The sequence below is a fragment of the Paenibacillus sp. TY11 genome (assembly GCF_059772165.1).
Genome location: NZ_JCBAIQ010000012.1, coordinates 150202 through 169542, shown reverse-complemented (window position 1 = coordinate 169542; position 19341 = coordinate 150202). Strand labels below are relative to the sequence as shown.

General features: G+C 49.0%; 16 protein-coding genes and 1 riboswitch. Of the genes, 7 read left to right on the top strand and 9 right to left on the bottom strand.

Annotated elements, in window-relative coordinates; genetic code table 11:
* A complete protein-coding gene (gene isdG / locus AC6EJC_RS15615) occupies positions 1-351 on the top strand; it encodes a heme oxygenase (RefSeq protein WP_444954762.1) in 351 nt (116 codons plus the stop codon).
* Positions 352-447: 96 nt separating this feature from the next.
* Here isdG and AC6EJC_RS15610 read toward each other — a convergent pair whose 3' ends face one another.
* The 4 genes from AC6EJC_RS15610 to AC6EJC_RS15595 all read right to left on the bottom strand — a co-directional run bounded on the left by AC6EJC_RS15610 (position 448) and on the right by AC6EJC_RS15595 (position 4161).
* Positions 448-1458, bottom strand: coding sequence for an MBL fold metallo-hydrolase (locus AC6EJC_RS15610; protein WP_444954761.1), 1011 nt, complete (start codon positions 1456-1458; stop codon positions 448-450).
* Positions 1459-1670: 212 nt separating this feature from the next.
* Positions 1671-1781, bottom strand: coding sequence for a cytochrome bd oxidase small subunit CydS family protein (gene cydS, locus AC6EJC_RS15605; RefSeq protein ID WP_007432143.1), 111 nt, complete (start codon positions 1779-1781; stop codon positions 1671-1673).
* Between the two features lie 5 nt (positions 1782-1786).
* Positions 1787-2818, bottom strand: coding sequence for a cytochrome d ubiquinol oxidase subunit II (locus AC6EJC_RS15600; protein WP_444954760.1), 1032 nt, complete (start codon positions 2816-2818; stop codon positions 1787-1789).
* Complete coding sequence (locus AC6EJC_RS15595) at positions 2815-4161, bottom strand: cytochrome ubiquinol oxidase subunit I (protein WP_444954759.1); 1347 nt, start codon at positions 4159-4161, stop codon at positions 2815-2817. Before AC6EJC_RS15595 ends, AC6EJC_RS15600 begins: the two co-directional genes overlap by 4 nt.
* A gap of 749 nt (positions 4162-4910) precedes the next feature.
* On the opposite strand from AC6EJC_RS15595, the gene AC6EJC_RS15590 reads away from it, so the two are divergent.
* Both AC6EJC_RS15590 and AC6EJC_RS15585 read left to right on the top strand, forming a co-directional pair.
* The gene (locus tag AC6EJC_RS15590; protein WP_444954758.1) at positions 4911-6044 is read left to right on the top strand and encodes a virulence factor; all 1134 of its coding nucleotides are present in this window, start codon (positions 4911-4913) and stop codon (positions 6042-6044) included.
* A 121-nt stretch (positions 6045-6165) separates the two neighbouring features.
* Positions 6166-6368: riboswitch (Lysine riboswitch) on the top strand.
* A gap of 134 nt (positions 6369-6502) precedes the next feature.
* Positions 6503-7969: an amino acid permease gene (locus AC6EJC_RS15585; RefSeq protein ID WP_348620600.1), complete on the top strand. Its 1467-nt coding sequence runs from the start codon at positions 6503-6505 to the stop codon at positions 7967-7969.
* Positions 7970-8087: 118 nt separating this feature from the next.
* Here the strand turns inward: AC6EJC_RS15585 and AC6EJC_RS15580 are convergent, their stop codons facing one another.
* On the bottom strand, positions 8088-9464 hold the full coding sequence (locus tag AC6EJC_RS15580) for an MFS transporter (protein WP_444954757.1): 1377 nt from the start codon (positions 9462-9464) through the stop codon (positions 8088-8090).
* 48 nt (positions 9465-9512) lie between these two features.
* A complete protein-coding gene (locus AC6EJC_RS15575) occupies positions 9513-10640 on the bottom strand; it encodes a transglutaminase domain-containing protein (protein WP_444954756.1) in 1128 nt (375 codons plus the stop codon).
* 281 nt (positions 10641-10921) lie between these two features.
* On the opposite strand from AC6EJC_RS15575, the gene AC6EJC_RS15570 reads away from it, so the two are divergent.
* The 3 genes from AC6EJC_RS15570 to AC6EJC_RS15560 are packed head-to-tail and all read left to right on the top strand — an operon-like array spanning position 10922 to position 13380.
* Positions 10922-11167 (top strand): FeoA family protein, encoded by a 246-nt coding sequence (locus AC6EJC_RS15570; RefSeq protein WP_016820309.1) that lies wholly within the window; start codon positions 10922-10924, stop codon positions 11165-11167.
* Positions 11158-13167, top strand: a complete 2010-nt coding sequence (gene feoB, locus AC6EJC_RS15565; RefSeq protein ID WP_444954755.1) for a ferrous iron transport protein B — start codon at positions 11158-11160, stop codon at positions 13165-13167. Before AC6EJC_RS15570 ends, feoB begins: the two co-directional genes overlap by 10 nt.
* 36 nt (positions 13168-13203) lie before the next feature.
* Complete coding sequence (locus AC6EJC_RS15560; RefSeq protein ID WP_444954754.1) at positions 13204-13380, top strand: FeoB-associated Cys-rich membrane protein; 177 nt, start codon at positions 13204-13206, stop codon at positions 13378-13380.
* A gap of 87 nt (positions 13381-13467) precedes the next feature.
* Here AC6EJC_RS15560 and xylB read toward each other — a convergent pair whose 3' ends face one another.
* A complete protein-coding gene (xylB, locus tag AC6EJC_RS15555; RefSeq protein WP_444954753.1) occupies positions 13468-14991 on the bottom strand; it encodes a xylulokinase in 1524 nt (507 codons plus the stop codon).
* Positions 14992-15170: 179 nt separating this feature from the next.
* Complete coding sequence (gene xylA / locus AC6EJC_RS15550; RefSeq protein WP_013311966.1) at positions 15171-16487, bottom strand: xylose isomerase; 1317 nt, start codon at positions 16485-16487, stop codon at positions 15171-15173.
* Between the two features lie 135 nt (positions 16488-16622).
* Here xylA and AC6EJC_RS15545 point away from each other — a divergent pair, with 135 nt between their 5' ends.
* The gene (locus tag AC6EJC_RS15545; RefSeq protein ID WP_103050338.1) at positions 16623-17795 is read left to right on the top strand and encodes an ROK family transcriptional regulator; all 1173 of its coding nucleotides are present in this window, start codon (positions 16623-16625) and stop codon (positions 17793-17795) included.
* Positions 17796-17867: 72 nt separating this feature from the next.
* Here AC6EJC_RS15545 and AC6EJC_RS15540 read toward each other — a convergent pair whose 3' ends face one another.
* On the bottom strand, positions 17868-19325 hold the full coding sequence (locus tag AC6EJC_RS15540) for a glycoside hydrolase family 1 protein (RefSeq protein WP_444954752.1): 1458 nt from the start codon (positions 19323-19325) through the stop codon (positions 17868-17870).
* Between the last annotated feature and the right edge of the window lie 16 nt (positions 19326-19341).

The window sequence follows — 19341 nt, the reverse complement described above, 5'->3', positions numbered from 1 at the left end:
ATGGTTATCGTTACAAATACATCTAAAATCACACCGGGCAATGCCCATCTACTCATCGAAAGATTTAACAAAGAAGGAAAAGTTGAAAAAATGGAAGGTTTTCTCGGTCTGGAAGTGCTGCTGACTGAAAACACGAAGGATTATGAGGAAGTAACGATCAGCACACGCTGGAAGGAGAAAGAGAACTTCCAAGGCTGGACTAAAAGCGAAGCGTTCCGCGAATCCCATAGCCACCGTCAAATTCCGGACTATATTATTGAAAATAAAATCACGTTCTATGAAGTCAAAATCGTTCGTCATCCCATCACCAACAGCGACTCCTCTTTGGCGAGTGATACCGAAGCAGTTTAATCCTGAAATCATAGCCTAAAAACAAAAAAGCGGCTCCGCAGACAAAATCAATTGTCCGCAGAGTCGCTTTTTTGGATACGCATCTTGTTGAACCCCTCAGATTGTAGTTGAGCAGCGTCGCCCAATTTTCAGCGTCTCTCCGTGCCCCAGTATATGAATGCGTTCCTTCGCGATGCCCAAGCGCTCACGCTCCGCTTCGAGACGATCCAGCGCCTCTCTCGGCGTATCATCCGCCAGCTTAAAGGCTCCGTAGTGCATCGGAATCATCTGGTCCGCGCCGCAATCTACAAACCCTTGCAATGCTTCCTCCGGTGTCACGTGCTGTGAGGTCATGAACCATTCCGGTTCATAAGCCCCAATGGGCATAAAGGTCAGATCAATGGCAAAGCGCTCTCCAATCTCCTTAAACCCACGGAAATATCCGGTGTCCCCCACAAAATACAACGTCGGTGCATCCGCTGAATCTGCATCCGAATGACGATGGGATTCCGCGACGGACGTGGCAGAGCCGATCACCTGCTGCTCACTTTGCAGAACGTATCCACCCCAATGCGAAGTATTGGTATCAAACGGCGTACGTCGTGTCCAATGCTGGGCTGGAACAAACGTAAATCGTACCCCGCCTACCGTAAAATGCTCCCACCATTGCAGCTCATGGCAGTTACGAAAGCCTTTGCGGATCATTTTCGACTTTAACCCCGAGGGTACGAGCATCAGCGTATCTGCACGATATAATTTCCGCAATGATTCTAAATGTAAATGATCATAATGCGAATGAGACAGCAAAATGATATCCAGCGGCGGTACATCCTGAATGCGAATGCCGGGTGGAGCCAACCTTTTGTCGAAAGCCATACGCTCTGCCCATACCGGATCGGTGACGATGTTCAGCCCAAGATACTGGATGAAAAAGGTGGAATGTCCTACCCAGGTTGCTGTCGTCATTTCCCGATTACTATGCAAAAACTCCAGCTCCGGGGGATGGTTTGGAACAACGAACGTATAATCCTTTATTTTGCTGCGTCGCTCCTGCCGCCATTGTCTGAATTGCTTAATCGTTTTATCGGTATTTACATGATCCATATTGTTAAAACGTACTTTGGGCATGATGCAGCTCCCTCCCTGATGAACCCGTTCTCCAAAAAACACAACGGTTCAATTTAACTATATATTGTCACTCGAGTGTGAACATTAAATGATGCAACATCCTGATATATGTAAAGTATAATTCAATCACGGCTGTAAAGGAAATTCTGCGATAATACAGCAAGAACAGACCCTCCCGGATCAATCAGGAAGGCCTGTTCCACATGTTGCTGTCAGTCCTGTGGATTTTTAAAGCGTGCCGAATAAATAAACAGAAACACAATCGCCACCACTATAATAATAGGCGACTCATACATAATCGTAAAATGCTCGAAAGCAGCCATTGAACTCATCCTTTCTTCCCTGCTTCTCCTCGCACATATTTTGCATCGAATAGGAACAGTCTTAATATCAGGATCAGCGAAGGGATCAGCACCAGCAGACCCGCAACAAACGCCGTAATCAATGCATACGCCATCGTAGAATTTGTAAAGCTGTCGTAGACATTAATGTAGGGATACAAAACATAGGGAAGATGCGAGCGGCCATAGCCATACCAGGCAAATGCAAATTGCAGCATCACCAGTATGAATGAGGTACCTAGATGCCGCCGCTGCCACACCAGATAAACAGCTCCCACAAAGCATATGAAGGATGCGACAAACATCCAGGCCATACTTAGCATATTGGCAAAATGGTCTGGATTTTGTTTGTTAATCTGAAAAAATGCGAGCAGACTCGCTACAATCGTTGGACCGCTCCAAAGCAGCGCGTATCCCCGTACGATTTCGAAAGCGACCTTGTCTCCCGCCCTTTTGGCATAATAGGACAAAAACATCGCTGAAATATACAGCACACTCACCAACGCCAGAAAAATAACCGCCCACGTATAGGGGTTGCTTAATAGCTGGCCCCATTGAAGATGAACACCTGTGTCGTTCTCTACAATTATGCCGCCTTCCGAAATAGCAAGGACCGTCGACAGTGCCGCCGGAATCAGCAACCCAGTCGCACCGTACAACGCCATGTAGACGATATTATTTTTACCGGAATGCCCATACGTATTGTACGCATAATACACTCCCCGGATCGCGAGAAGCACAATCGCAATACTGCCGGGAACGAGTAACGCCGTGCCATAGTAGTAAGCCGCATCCGGGAAGAACCCGTTCAATCCCACCACAAAAAAGATGAGAAATACGTTCGTTACCTCCCACACTGGAGACAAATACCGTTGAATGATATTGTGGATTTTGTTCTGGTGGCCTGTTAACACACTGTAAAAGCTGAAAAAACCTGCACCAAAATCAATAGATGCCACAAGCAAATATCCGAACAGGAAGGTCCACAAAATGGCGATACCTACAATTTCATAGCTCACTTGCCTTCAGCCCCTTCCAGGCCCAGCTGCCTTATCTCTTCCACCGCATCCTTATTGCGGAATAGCTTGCTGAGTACCTTAATGGCCGAGAAACACAATACCAGATACAAAATAACAAACAACACCAGCATCCACCCAACACTCGTAGAAGTGGTTGCTGCTTCGGAGACCTTCATGTATCCGCGTAAAATCCACGGCTGCCTGCCGACCTCCGCAAACATCCAGCCCAGCTCAATAGCTACCATCGCCATCGGTCCTACCAGAATGAGAGCTAACAGCAGCCATTTGGGGTATGGTTTGCGACCTGGCAAACGCTTGCGGATCAGATATAACAGTGGGATGACGAGAATCAGCACCCCGGTGGTGATTTTGAGGTCAAACATATAATGGATAGACAGCGGCGGACGCTGATCTACGGGATAATCATTTAATCCCTTGACCTCCGTACTGGGCAGGTTCCCGGCCAAAACACTAAGCGCATAAGGAACTTTCAGCGCATACTTGATTTCGCCATTCTTATCCATGTATCCGCCATATATGAAGGGCGCGTGCGTCATCGTATCAAAATGCCATTCGGCGGCAGCCAGCTTCTCCGGCTGATATTTTGCCAGAAATTTACCAGAAGCGTCTCCAATCATCACCGTACTGATGGCAAACACAATGGTGCAGGTGGCAGTCAGCTTCAGCGCCTTTTTAAAATACGGGTGATTACGCCCCCGCAGCATGCTGTAAGCCGCCAGTCCCATCAGCACCCCAGCGCTCAATGTATACGAAGAAGCCAGTACATGAGAAACTTTGGTCGGGGTGGCCGGATTTAGCATGGCCTGGATGGGATGAATATCAGTCATGACTCCATTTTTGAGTGTAAAGCCTTGAGGTTGGTTCATGAACGAGTTCACAGTCGTAATAAAAACCGCTGATGCAGATGAGGCAATCGCTACCGGGATGAGCAGCATCAGGTGAAAATATTTACTTTTAAACCGATCCCAGGTATACAAGTAGATGCCCAGGAATATAGCTTCGATGAAAAAAGCAAACGTCTCTAAAAACAGGGGTAGCGCAATCGCTTGTCCAGCCACCCGCATAAAGGTGGGCCAAAGCAAACTGAGTTGCAGACCAATTGAGGTGCCTGTAACGACACCCACGGCAACGGTAATGACAAACCCCCGCGCCCACCGTCGGGCCAGCAGAGTATAATGCGGATCACCAGTTCGCAGCCCGCGCCATTCTGCAAGTGCAATCATTAAGGGTACGCCAACGCCGATGGATGCAAATACAATATGAACAAACAAGGTAATTCCGGTCAGCATCCGGCTTAGCAATACAGGGTCCAGTGAAGACAAATGGGTTTCACTCCTTCATTTCACATTTTAAACATCGCGGATCACTCTGGATTACCAACTAAGGAGTCAAGCGAGCTATGCTTTTAATTACGGCATATAGCATAATGGCCGCAATCACTATACATACAATAATGAGCGTTCTTTCCTGCTTGCGGAACATAGGAACGCCTCCTTCACTTATCTATTGGCGCATTTTGGTAACCTATTCACAGTTTGGTTCATTCTTCCGAGTTTTAACCCTGTTTCTGCATTGAATGTAGCAGTATTTCTTTTTAGATATTGTTTTATGCATTTCAAATGTTTTGTCAGCGGCATTGTTATCGCCTCTCTCCTGATCCATCAGAAGCGGAATGCATAGTACAGCATCAAACTATAAACCGAACTTAAAAGCTACCTATAGTGCCACTGCGCAGTCGGATGGTGCTTCCCATCGCCACCGCCCCCGGATTCCTAGAATAAAGCCTATGATTAGGGTAAAAATCCGGGGACAAAAGCGACCGCTACGCTTGTACAGCACCATTCCGCCTACTCCGTTTTCATGTTAATTTTTCGAGTTTCGCTTATATAGCATCCTGTTTTTATTAAAAAAACCTCCATATTCATCAGACATGTTTACCTGAATTAGTGTGAGATATGTCATTGTGTTTTTCTCGTATACGCGAACTTATCTTTGGAGACATTCGCAGAATGAGTTACAATACAGATAAGCTATATATGGAGAACTTTTGAACAGGAGGCTGCACTGAGCTATGAAAATAACATCTATCGAGCCAACTCCCAGTCCGAACACCATGATGCTGCATCTGGATGAGCGACTGGAAGCGGGTATCCGCAGAACATATACACGGGACAATGAGCGTTCCGCTCCCCCATTTATCCGGCGCATGCTGGGCATTGAAGGGGTCAAAAGCGTGTTTCATACGACTGACTTTGTAGCCCTTGACCGCAAAGGGAATGCAGATTGGTCTACCATTCTGGGTCAAGTCCGGGATCAGCTAGGCGAGGAAGGCGCTGACGCCAATTGGGATTTGCCAGAGGAAACCTCTGGAGAAGCATTTGGCGAGGCACAGGTCTTTGTGCAATTTTTTCGCGGCATTCCAATGCAAATCCGAGTCAAGGCGGGGCAGCAGGAGGAACGAATTTCCTTGTCCGACCGCTTCGTGCAAGCCGTTACCCGTGTAGCGAGTGCAACGCTGATCAAGGAACGCAAGCTGAGTGATTACGGCGTCCGCTACGGTGAGCTGCCGGACATAGCACGTGAGGTCGAGCAGGAACTGGAGGCAGCCTTTCCGCAAGAGCGGCTGGAGCAAATTATCCAGCAGGCGATTGCCCACGGCGCAGACAACAGCGAATTCGTGGAGGAACGCCGCGAGTGGAGCGATGCCGAGCTGGAGCAGGCCCTGCAGCACGAGGATTGGCGCACACGCTACGCTGCGCTGGATCGGCTGGAACCGACGCCCGAGCATTTGCCGCTTATCCGGCAAGCGCTGCATGACGACAAAATGCAGCTGCGGCGGCTGGGGGTCGTCTATCTGGGCGATATTCGCTCACCGGAGGCGATGGATCTGCTAGCCGAGGCACTGCGCGATCCTTCAGCGGCAGTACGCCGCACCGCAGGCGACACGTTGTCGGACATCGGCGACCCGGTCGCTACCAGCGCAATGATCGGAGCCCTGTCGGATAGCAGCAAGTTGGTGCGCTGGCGGGCGGCACGTTTTTTATACGAGGTTGGAACCGAGGATGCGCGTGATGCGCTGGAGAAGGCCGTCGATGATCCCGAATTTGAGGTCAGTCTGCAGGCTAAAATGGCGCTGGAGCGTATCGAATCAGGCGAACAAGCCGCGGGCACAGTTTGGCAACAGATGGCCAAGCGGAACTCTTAATTTAAGATTCTACGAGTGATTTTCAAAAAATTGCCGATTGTCAGAAGATGTACAGGTACGATATACTGTAGTTCGCTATACAATAAAATATCATGTCATACACCTCATCAACCCTGTTTTATGATGAGGTAGAGGTCGCGGATGTAATCAGTACACCGGAGGAGACGATAAGAGCCGTCTGAGATTCCAGTGGAAAGGTACACCCGCCGAAGTATGCGGAGCTGACTCTTTGTAAATACTCCGAATGCTGGGGCTGCTAACCGAAAGGAGCAGAACTGTCACACGCTGTCCTAACACAGACACGTGTGTTGAGCTATCTTGTTATAGAAGAAGGTATGGTGCGGAATGCATAGACAAAACCGCAGGCGTATTCCCTGCGGTTTTTTGATTTATATACTCCCCCTCCTTCTGGCTCTTGCCCTGACATGAAATACAATTTCATGAAGGAGTGTTTGAACGTGCAACACAAAGCAACACCTGACGCAACCTTGCGGAAAAGTCTCAAAGCCCGCCATATGACGATGATCGCCCTCGGCGGCTCTATCGGAACAGGCCTGTTCCTCGCCAGTGGAGGCGCGGTTGCCGAAGCTGGACCCGGTGGTGCCCTGCTGGCTTATGCAGCAGTTGGTCTCATGGTCTACTTCCTTATGACCAGCCTCGGTGAGTTGGCTACATTTATGCCTGAATCTGGCTCTTTTAACACCTATGCAGGTCGCTTCGTCGATCCAGCTTTTGGTTTCGCCATGGGCTGGAACTTCTGGTACAACTGGGCGGTGACGATTGCTGCCGAATTGGCAGCAGCGACTGTGCTAATCAAATACTGGTTCCCGGAAAGTCACTCTGCCTGGTGGAGTCTGTTATTCCTGGCCGTAATCTTCGCGCTAAACGCGTTGACCGTCAAAGGCTACGGTGAGTCTGAATACTGGTTCGCCATGATTAAAATTGTGACCGTGGTCATCTTTTTGACCGTAGGTGTGCTGATGATCTTCGGCATTATGGGTGGTCCTGCGGTTGGCTTTGCCAACTTCACAGTAGGAGACGCCCCGTTCCATGGCGGATTCTTTGCTGTTTTGGGCGTATTCATGGCTGCGGGCTTCTCCTTTCAGGGAACGGAGCTGATTGGGGTAGCCGCTGGAGAGAGCGAAAATCCACGTGAAAATGTGCCGCGCGCCATCCGTCAAATCTTTTGGCGTATCTTGTTCTTTTATATTCTGGCGATTCTCGTTATTGGATTGATCATTCCGTACACGAATCCGAATCTGCTGCGGGGAGATATCAGTGACATCGGGGTCAGCCCGTTCACGCTCGTATTTGAAAAAGCGGGGCTTGCGATTGCTGCCTCTGTCATGAACGCCGTTATTTTGACTTCCGTATTGTCGGCAGGCAATTCGGGTATGTACGCGGCAACTCGGGTACTGTACGCTTTGGCACGGGAAGGTAAAGCCCCCCGTTTCCTTGGACGTATCAATCGACGCGGCATTCCTATGAACGCGCTGCTGATCACGACTGCTGTCGGTATGCTGGCCTTCCTCGCCTCCTTATATGGAGACGGTGTAGTCTATAACTGGCTGCTGAACGCCTCCGGGATGTGCGGATTTATTACGTGGGTCGGTATTGCAGTCAGTCATTATCGTTTCCGCCGTGCCTTTACTGCACAGGGTCACAGTCTGAGTGAGCTTCCATACAAAGCCCGCTGGTTCCCGTTTGGGCCGTTGTTCGCCTTCGCTCTGTGTATCATTGTCATTATCGGGCAAGGTGCGGATGCCTTCACCGGACAGGAGATTGACTGGAAAACGATGATCGCTACGTACATGAGTGTGCCGCTGTTCCTTCTGCTGTGGCTCGGCTACAAATGGACCAAACGTACTAAAATCGTTCCATTAAAAGAATGTGATTTGAGTCCAGATGCTTCTTCTGATAAATAATAGAAAACAGTGAAAAAGCCCGTCTCCACATATCAGGGAAAACACGCTGGTAAACCTGGTCCCAAGACCGTTTATCCGCATTTTCACCTGTATATGTCCGGAGACGGGCTTTTTCTGTTTATTTGGAAGAAGAAGCTAATGAAGCTGACAAAGACATAGATAAAGCACGACGACTAAAAACACCGTATATAACAGCAATCAGCGTCAACACTGCAGAAAACAAGTACAAATTAACGATGCCCAGATGATCTGCAATCCACCCCATTAAAAGCAGCGAAATACAAAATGTCATGCTTGTCAACGTAGCCTGGGCCGACAGCACCTTGGGCAAATCATGGGCAGAAACACTCATTTGCATCATTGTGCGGCGGGATACGACGGACATTTCCGCAGGTAGTCCCATCAACAGCACGATAAGCAGCGTCAGCGGCGGTAATGTGTTCAGTGCATACCAGGCCGTTAGCAGCCCATAGCCTGCCATCCCCGCCAGCATCGCGGGCAGCAGTCTGCGCTGCAAATGCTTGACGCAGGCGAGGACAACGATGCCGCCGCCAATCGCACCTGCAAAATAAGCTGCATTGATGTATCCCCACCATGCCTCGCTCTTGTGCAAGACCTGCTGAGCGAAGGCAAGCGTGAACGCGCCTACCCAAACCGAGCCCCCTAGCAGGTCAATCATATCCATAAAAATAAGAGCTTTCAGTCTGCGACTGGCTCCGATGAGGCTCCAGCCTTCACGGAGTATTTCCTTTTTACGTTTGGGAGGTAGCGCCGAGCTCTCTGATTCCGGGCCATACAGTGTGTCTTCCAACTGTGCGGGAGGCAAGTCATGGTGCTCTTTCCCCGGCTCAATTCCAGCCTCGGAAGCCAAGACATCTCCACTTCGCACCCTTGTTCCGGGTTGCAGCAAATAATGGGCTTTGCCCTCTAGTGGATCTCGAATCAAGCTGGTGAAGATCATCGCTACCATATACAGTCCGCCAGCCACCAGCAGTGTTTTTTCCGACCCTAGCATGGCTACGAGCACACCACTAAGCCCCCACCCCGCTAATTGCACCGTCTGATCGCTGACCGATACCAGACTGTTTGCCCGCATGAGTCCTTCCCCGGATGCAAGGCGAGGAATCAGTGCATTACGCGCAGGGGTGGTCCATCCGTCCAGAAAGGACATAGCTGCCACCAACGTAAACACTATCACCCATATCGGCTCCGTGCCTGCTGACCACAAGTGGCCCAGCAGAACAGCGAAGAAAGCCAGTTGTCCGAACTGGGAAACGAATAAAATAAAAGGAAGCTGGAATCGGGCCAAAATCAGCGGTGCTAAAAAACCACTGATCATCTGCGCCCCCATTCGCAGCAACGGAACGAGCACCGAAGAGAAGATCGAGTCCGTTTCATGAAAAACCAGAGACACAAGTGCCATAATATAAAGAATGTCGGCCGCATTTGACATGGTCTGCGTGCCAAGCAAATAAGTAAAGGAACGCTTGTGCATATAAATAGAATACTCCTTTGTTAATGTAGCTTTTTTACAGCAGGATGATTAGGTCCATTTCAGGGTTACACGAAGATTACCGGTACTTCCTAGATCCGTAATCTGATAGGAAATGGATTTCAAACCGAGTTGATACAAGGACTGCAAATCTCCCTTGAGACTTCGCTCCGTTCCCTGATAGGCGAAGGTAAGTGTTGTCCCTCCCTTATTTGTAACCTTACGAACCTGTTCCTTGATGTCGGCGGATGATTTAACTAGACCCTTGCCGTCTTGCAACGGATATTCGAGGTTATTGTACAGTTTTTGATACACAGCAGCCTTTGATCCTCCGGCAGCTACCAGTGCTGATAAGGTTTCCCGATACGATGTATTCGCCTGAGGGTATTGTTTAACCCATGAGTGATCCCGCCGCATTTCTGTATCCGTCAGCAGATAATATGAAGTGCTTACCTCGTTCGCGCGATCCGGGGTTGGATCATCCCATGTCGTATCCATGTGATACCAGCGACCATCCAATAAAACAAGATTCCATGCATGCAGCTGGCCCCCTGCTCTTCCTTCCACAATCCGATTCGTAATCCCTGCGCGTTCCAGCATTTTATAGGCCAACAGTGAATAACCCTGACAGACCGTGCTTCCCGTTTTCAGGCCATCGTAGGCTGTATACTTTTGCTGTGTTTCATCATATTTCAGACGAACGACGATCCAATCATGAATGGCCTTCACCTTCTCATGATCCGTCATTCCCCTCGTAGTGATATCCCCCAGCACGGCTTGAACTGTGCTATCCACATATGCCGTCTGTTCCTTCGTCTCCCGGTAGCTTAAACGAATCGTAACCTGGGCGGAGGTGGTTGTGCCTGTATAGCTGAATGCGTAGCTTTTGATCGTATAATTCACATACGGATCACTCTCCATGGCCTGTTGGATGGCCGTCTGTAACTGCTGCTTGAGACCGTTCACTCGCCCTTGATATGTAAAGGTCAGCGTTTCACTCCGCGTAGCCATTGCCTGTAAAAGCTTATTCTGAAGCTGCTGCGACGATACGGATGGAGCTGGCTTGACCGACGCCGCATACACATTGCTGCCCCACTCCACAGCCTGCGGCAGCAACACAGCCAGCGCTGCACCCGCAACCAGACATTTTACAAGCCTAACCCCGATTTTTCTATTCATACAGAGCGTTCCTGCCCTTCTTAGCATAGTTGTAAACAGCTCTATCTTACCATAAAAACAGTTGCCCCAAACGCTCTAGTTTTGTCGGTTGCAGACGAGTAAGAGTGCAGTTAAAGACAGGTTGTGACACCATACTCGACTATATAACAGATGGGACAATGGGCAAAACATGTCGTTTGCAGAGAGTTTTATCACAGCAATCTAGGTTTCCTCATGTTATGGTACTGACATCGGAAGTAAATGATATTGATTCTCATTCTAGATCAGAAAGGCTGAGCACCATGCCAGAATGTATCTCACTCCTTCGTACGCCACTGGGTCAAACTGTGCGTTTGCAATCTCTTGCCCCTCTTCATCCCTCATTGCGCCGCCGCTTGACAGACATGGGCATCAACGAAGGTTCCATCATACGGTTAAAAAAAATCAGTTTATTGGGCGGCCCTATCGTCATTGAATGCAACGGTCAGCTGGTCGGCCTCCGTCAAAATCAGGTGAAGCAACTGGAGGTTGTTCCGACATGGACATGATCGCTCTATTCGGCAATCCCAATACAGGAAAAACCTCATTATTCAACAAGCTGACTCGTACGTATGCAGAGGTAGGAAACTGGTCCGGTGTCACAGTGGAAAAGAAAACAGGGCTTCTGCGTGACAAGTCTGCCGTATTGGTGGATTTGCCGGGTGCCTACTCTTTACTCCCGCTTTCGCTGGATGAAGGTGTCGCAACCCGTTATTTGCTGGAAGAACCGCCTGCGGCCTTGATCAACATCGTGGATGCCTCCCAGCTCCAGCGCAATCTGTATCTGACCGTGCAGCTACTGGAATATGGCCGTCCGCTTGTACTTGGTTTAAACATGACTGACGTAGCCGATGCCACCGGTCTTCGGGTAAACAAGGATTTGTTGGCTGATCAATTGAACGTTCCCATCATTCCTATGGTGGCGCGCACAGGCAATGGAAGTAAGCAAATGCTTGCTTCTCTGCGAGAGGTAAGACGTACATCCAATACTTTTCAATTGGACTACGGCCCTGCCGTCGAAGCTGCCATTACTGATATTTGCAACTTGCTGCCCGATGCACCAGTACCGCAACTCCGGTGGGCCGCACTGCAATGTCTGGAAAACAATCCTGTCGTCATGGAATGGATGACGAATAAGATACAGCGTGAACAAGTAACTGCACGCATCCATCATTGCGAGGAAGATCTTCTCGGTGAAGGCCATGCCATCACCCCTGCTCAGCATATTCGTTCTGTACGAACAGCATGGATTGCTGATCTGTGCACCAAAGCACTCGACACCTCCAAACTCAGACCGCACAGCCTGACGGATAGGTTGGATGCACTATTAACTCACCGGTATCTCGGGATTCCGATCTTTTTGCTGCTGATGTACGCTACCTTCAAGTTCACCTTCGATTGGGCAGGTACTGTTTTTTCAGATATGCTGGACGGATTTTTTTCAGGGACACTAAGCAGTTGGATTTCTGAATTGCTCGTTCACTTGAACGCGTCCGCTTTTACGCAAAGTCTAGTCGTGGACGGCATCGTGGCTGGGGTCGGGGGTGTGCTCGTTTTTCTGCCTCAGATTGCTATTTTATTTCTGATTATTTCGGTGATTGAAGACTCCGGGTATATGGCACGGGTCACGATACTAATGGATCGCCTGATGCAAGCCGTTGGCTTGAACGGGAAAAGCTTCATTCCCTTCATCATCGGATTTGGCTGCAATGTCCCTGCGATTATGGCGGCACGCACCATTGAACAGCCCAGAGAACGTCTCATTACAACATTGTTGGTGCCTTTTATGTCATGTTCGGCCCGCCTGCCGGTATATGCGTTGTTTGCGGGGGTATTTTTCCCAACACATGCGGCAAGCATCATCATGCTGATGTATGTGTTAGGAATCACCGTATCGCTTATACTTGCTAAAATTTTTTCCAAAGTATCCATTTTGTCGGGTGAGCCCTCCCTCTTCATCGTGGAACTCCCTCCCTATCGGGTGCCGCAGGCCCTTACACTATTTCGCAGCACATGGGAGAAGGTCAAAGGCTTCGTCCGTAAAGCCGGAACGATTATTCTTGCAGGCTCCGTTGGCATCTGGCTGTTGTCCAATTTTGGTCCGCAGGGCTTCGGCGCAGAAATGAATGACAGTCTGCTCGCCACCGTTGGAGGATGGTTTGCGCCTATACTGGCCCCTCTCGGTTTTGGCACCTGGCAAGCAGGCGCGTCCTTGCTCACGGGCTTTATGGCCAAGGAGGTTATCGTATCAACGATGAATATCATTTACCACGTTCCTGATATGCAGGGACTGGAGCTGCAAGTTAGCCATGCCTTTACACCGCTTGCTTCTCTTAGCTTTATGGTGTTCATTCTGTTGTATGTGCCGTGTCTGGCTACTGTAGCGGTCATTCGTAAAGAAACACTTTCCTGGCGCTGGACCGCATTTTCTGTGATTTATCCTTTGACCGTTGCGTATATCATCGCCGTCTTGATCTATCAGTGTGGCAGATTATTAGGTTGGGGTTAAGTCAGGCCCTACAGTAAATATAAGGAAGTGGATTCCATGATCAATATAATTATTTTATTGGTGATCCTCGGTTATAGCGCGTGGGTGTTGGTACGATTTTTGCGAAAAAGCCGTCAAGGCGCCTGTGCCGGGTGTTCATCAAGCAAGTCATGTTCAGGCTGTGCCGCGAGCTCTATGAATGAAGATCATGCGAAAATCAAGAAAAGTATTTAATTCAAACTCATCATCATATGAAAAAAGCGGCTTCGGGGATTTCCTACACCCGGAGCCGCTTCTCATTCACTCTAAAACTCACCATATTCAGCGATATACCGCCAAATGCTCACCTAGTTCCCGCGTGTGCAGGTAAACTTCACGATACAGCTCGTATAAGCCTTCATACCGTTCCACACGTTCCGGGTTCGGCGAATATCTCGCTGCTTCACGAAGAAAAGCTTCAGCGCACGCTTGCAGAGATTCAAACCAGCCGCTACCGTATGCAGCCAGCATGGCCGCACCCAAGGCAGGTCCCTGCTCGCTTTCCAGCTTGATGATATCCGCGTTAAAAATATCTGCCTGCATTTGCAGCCACGCCTCATTACGCGCACCGCCGCCGATGGAAATCACTTCATTTACCGTTTTGCCCGTTCCTCTGAGAATATCAATGGATTCCTTGAGCGAAAACGTAATTCCCTCCAACACCGCCCGTGTAAAATGCGCAAGCTTATGCCCCGCATCCATCCCGATAAAGCTGCCTCGAATGGTTGCATCCGGATGAGGTGTACGTTCGCCGACGATATAAGGCGTGAACAGCAGCCCTCGGCTGCCCGGCTCAATAGAGTTCACATCTTCCAACAGTGCATCAAAAGAATGCTCCGGTGCAAAAGTATCCTTAAACCAGGTCAAGCTGTATCCGGCCGCGAGTGTAACGCCCATAATATAATAAGCATCCTGCTCACTATGATTAAAAAAATGTGCCCGCCCCTGTACATCGATATCCTTGCGTTCCTCATAGGAAAGCACAACCCCTGAGGTGCCGATGCTGCACAAGGTGCGGCCTTCGCTCAAAATACCGGCGCCAATCGCGCCACATGCGTTGTCCGCACCACCTGCAAAGACCTTCGTTTCAGGCGAAAGCCCAGTCTGCTCTGCAATCTCCGGCAGTAGCATACCCGTCTGATCAAAGGATTCCACCAGCGGCGGGAACAGCGACAACGGTAGGTCAAACGCGGCAGCGATCTCTTCGCTCCACTGCTTGTTCGCTATATCCAGCAGCAGCGTGCCCGCCGCATCCGAATACTCCGTCGCCAGCTCTCCTGTCAGACAGTAGCGCACATAATCCTTGGGCAGCATAAAATGTGCCGCACGGGCCAGCACGTCTGGCTCATGCTCCTGCACCCATAGCAGCTTGGGCAGTGTGAAGCCTTCCAGCGCGCGATTACGTGCGATGTTCAGCAGCTCCGATCCGAGCTTTTCTTCAATACGACGGCATTGTGCTGTTGTACGCGTGTCATTCCACAGAATAGCCGGACGAAGCACTTGGCCTTCCTTGTCAGTCAGCACAAGCCCGTGCATCTGTCCCGAAAAGCTAATACCGTCCACAGCATCTGTGCCGCCGATTCCAGCCTTCTCCACAAGCTGTTTCAGTGATGCTAACGTGCCACTGACCCAGTCCTCAGGGTGCTGTTCGCTATATCCTGCCTTCGGCTGATGGAGCGGATAAGACTGGGAGGTTTCATAGGAAACCTGCCCCTTGCGGTTAACCAGCACCGTTTTGACCGCGCTGGTACCCAAATCTACGCCGATGACATAGCGTTCCTGCTCCTGATTTAGCTTCTCCTGCACTGGAGTTCCTCCTTCCCTGTTATCGTACAGCCGTTTTTTCATCAGGATTTTGCAAAATCCGATTCCAGTCACTCCGAAGTGCAAGATATAGACGAACTAAACCATTTCGATCTATATCTTGTTCATTGGAAGTCGATTATGGGATTTTTGCAAAATCCTCACATATATAAGTTCTGGTATTAGTCAGCCAAAATGTATTGATTTAATGTTGCTTTCAGATATTCCTGACGACCGGATACGTTTTTACGTGGTGTTTCGTTCGCCAAAGCATATTCAGCCAGAGAAGCAAGCGTTGCTTTTCCGGATACGATGTCTGCTCCAATACCTTCCTTAAAGCTGCTGTAGCGCTTCTCAATAAAGTCTTCAAACACACGATCCTCGATCAATTTAGCGGCTACCTTCAACCCCTTTGCATACGTATCCATACCTGCGATGTGCGCAAGGAACAAGTCTTCCGGCTCAAATGATGCTCTGCGCACCTTGGCATCAAAGTTGATACCGCCACGGCCCAAGCCTTCATTTTGCAGCACTTCATACATGGTTAGTGTGGCATCATACAGATCCACCGGGAATTCGTCCGTATCCCAGCCCAGCAGCAAATCTCCCTGATTTGCATCCAGTGATCCCAGCATGCCGTTAATCCGTGCTACACGTACTTCATGATCAAATGTATGACCCGCCAAAGTTGCATGATTAGCTTCCAGATTAAGCTTGAAATGCTGATCCAGATCATATTTTTGCAGGAAGGCAATCGTCGTCGCCGCATCAAAATCATACTGATGCTTAGTTGGCTCCTTCGGTTTTGGCTCAATCAGGAACTGAGCGTCAAAGCCGATTTCACGCGCATAGTCTACGGCCATATGGAACATACGTCCCAAATTGTCCTGCTCCAGCTTCAAATCCGTGTTCAGCAGTGTTTCGTAGCCTTCACGGCCTCCCCAGAAAACATAGTTATCTGCGCCCAGACGTTTGCCCACTTCCAGTCCTTTTTTAATCTGAGCAGCTGCGTGTGCGTATACATCTGCATTGCAAGTCGACGCAGCCCCATGCAAATAACGTGGATGGCTAAACATGTTTGCCGTGTTCCACAGCAGTTTTTTCCCTGTAGCTTTCATATGTTCCTCAATTAGATCCACGATGGTATCCAGATTGCTGTAAAATTCCTTCAATGACGCGCCTTCTGGTGCAATATCCACATCATGAAAAGCAAAATAAGGTAAATTTAGCTTATCCAGCAGCTCAAAGGCAGCCTCCACACGTGCCTTTGCCAAATCCAGCCCGGTAAACTTGGACCATGGACGTTCCGCTGTTTCTACACCAAAAGGATCGGAGCCGCCTGCAACCAGTGTATGCCAATAGGCCATGCTAAAACGCAAATGTTCCTCCATCGTTTTTCCCGCTACAATTTCCTGTGGATTATAAAATTTGAACGCAAAAGGATTGTCGGATTGCTTGCCCTCAAAGTTAATTTTAGATACCTGTTCGAAATAAGCCATTATAAGTTCCTCCTTTATAGTAAACGTTTACAAAAACGATTCTAGCACAGCCGAAAGACTTTGTCTATTGCTTAAACTAAGTTTGTTTTTATGATATAATAACAGGAATTACACCAACAGGAAGTGAAATAAACCATGAATGTCACTGGCGATCAGGCGCTTGTCAAAAAGCTGAATAAATCCATTGTGCTGGAGCGTATTCGCCTTCATGCTCCGCTATCCCGGGCACAATTATCCAGTCAAACTGGATTAAACAAGGCCACCGTTTCCAATCTGGTAGCAGAGCTCATCACCGATGGACTTGTGTATGAGACGGGATTAGGGGAATCCAGCGGCGGGCGTAAGCCTTTAATGCTGCTGTTTAACAGCCGTGCAGGCTTTGTACTCGGTATCGAGGTCAGCGTACAGTACATCAAGGGTGCTCTGACTGATCTGGCAGGTACCATTGAAACTGAGCTTGCCCTTTCCCTAACTCAGCATGATCCCGCCTTTGTTATGGAACAGATTCGAAAGCTCGTTCAGGAGCTCATGCAGGCCACTCCTCCCTCCCCTCACGGTATTGTCGGCATTGGGCTGGGGGTGCCGGGTATGGTGGATGAAACCGGAACCGTTTTGTTCGCACCCAATCTGGGCTGGGAAGAGGTTCCGCTGCGGCAGCAGCTTGAGGCCGAGCTAGATTTGCCCGTCGTAGTGGATAATGAGGCCAACGTCGGCGCGCAGGGCGAGCTGTACTATGGTATGGACGGCGATCACCGACAGCAGGTGCGGGATCTGGTCTACATCAGTGCAGGGTCCGGGATCGGGGCCGGGATTATCATTGACGGCAAACCGTATCAAGGAGCTTGGGGGTACGCCGGAGAGACGGGTCATATGACCATTGATTGGAACGGACGGCTCTGCTCCTGCGGTAGTCGCGGCTGCTGGGAGCTCTATGCTTCAGAGAAGGCGTATGTAGCATCCACATTGAAACTACCTGCACATAATACAGCGGAATTACTGCCGTTTGCTCAGCAAGGTGAGGCGAGTACATTAAGCGTCCTTGATGATATTGGGCGATATTTGGGTGTGGGTATTACCAACATTGTGAACAGCCTCAACCCCGGAATGCTTATCATCGGCGGTCCACTGGCGGAAGCCAGACCTTGGTTGGAGCAAAGCATGCGTGATGTGATTGACGAACGTGCCCTGCCCTATCACCGTCGGCAACTACAGATTCGTTTTTCCACGCTTGGCAGCCGTTCGACGATGCTAGGTGCCGCCTATGCAGCAACAGCTCCTTTTCTGGGGCGTGTACGCGTGTCTTTATAAGAAAAAAAAGCGTACGGGAACACTCAGGTTCCTGTACGCCCACTTTTCTCGGGATTTTGGGAAATTCTCTTCTTACAACCCGTTATTGGAGATAACATCCTTATACCAATAGAAGCTCTTTTTTCGTTTTCTTTCAAGTGTCCCGTTACCGTCATTGTCTTTGTCCACATATATAAATCCGTATCTTTTTTCCATTTCAGATGAGGAATAACTGACCAAGTCGATCGCTCCCCAGCTGGTGTAACCCATGAGTTCAACCCCGTCTAGAATCGCTTCATGCATTTGTTCAAAATGTGCGCGGAAGTAATCAATACGATAATCATCCTGAATACTACCATCTTCCTCCACCTTGTCGTATGCCCCCAAGCCATTTTCTACAATGAACAATGGTACTTCATAGCGGCTGTAGAGCTCATTCAGAGAAAGTCTCAAGCCGACTGGGTCAACCTGCCAGCCCCAATCACTCGTTTCCAGATAAGGATTTTTAACGCCGCCAATCGTATTCCCACTGACTTTTTCCATGCCTTCACTATCCGCACTAGCAACCAACGACATATAGTAACTAAAGGAAATGAAATCCACCGGATGCGTTCTCAAAATTTCATCGTCACCCTCGAGCTTTTCAATCACGATTTCCTTTTCACGGAAGAAGCGTTTCATATAATGGGGATACGCTCCACGAACCTGTACATCCGTGAAAAAATAGTTGAATTGATTATCTTTAAATGCTGCCAGAATATCCTGCGGATTACAGGTGTGCGGATACGTCGTTAGCCGGGTTAACATACAGCCGATTTTAGAATCCGGAATGATTTCGTGGCAGTATTTTACGGCCAGAGCACTAGCTATAAATTGATGATGCAACCCCTGATAAACCGCTTGCTCTACATTTTCAAAGCGCTCCGGTAAAATACCACCGCTCGTAAACGGATGGCGCACGATACTATCTATTTCATTAAAAGTGATCCAGTGCTTCACTTTATTTTGGTATCTTTTAAATACAGTCTTGCAAAAATGGATAAAGAAATCTACAACTTTCCGTTGGGTCCAGCCCCCGTAATGGTTCACAAGGTACATCGGCATTTCGTAGTGGGACAGGGTGGCAAGCGGCTCTATCCCATTTTTATGCATTTCATCAAACAGCCGATCATAAAATTGTAATCCAGCCTCGTTGGGCTTGTCCTCATCTCCGTTGGGAAAAATACGCGTCCATGCAATAGAAACTCGCAACGTTTTAAATCCCATTTCACCAAACAATGCTAAATCCTCGGGATAGCGGTGATAGAAATCAATTCCCTGGCGTTTGGGATAATCATGATCTGACGTGTCCTGCATCGCCTTTTGGATATGTTCCTCAGTCATTGAATTGTGTTTTTTATAATCAGCTTTGCTCACATTCTTTTTGTAAATAGCCATATCTGCTGTAGATATCCCTTTACCATCGACATTCCAGGCGCCCTCCACCTGATTTGCGGCTATCGCTCCTCCCCATAAAAAGCCTTTCGGAAATGTTCTTTTCATCTCTGTCATCTCTAGCTCCTCCTCT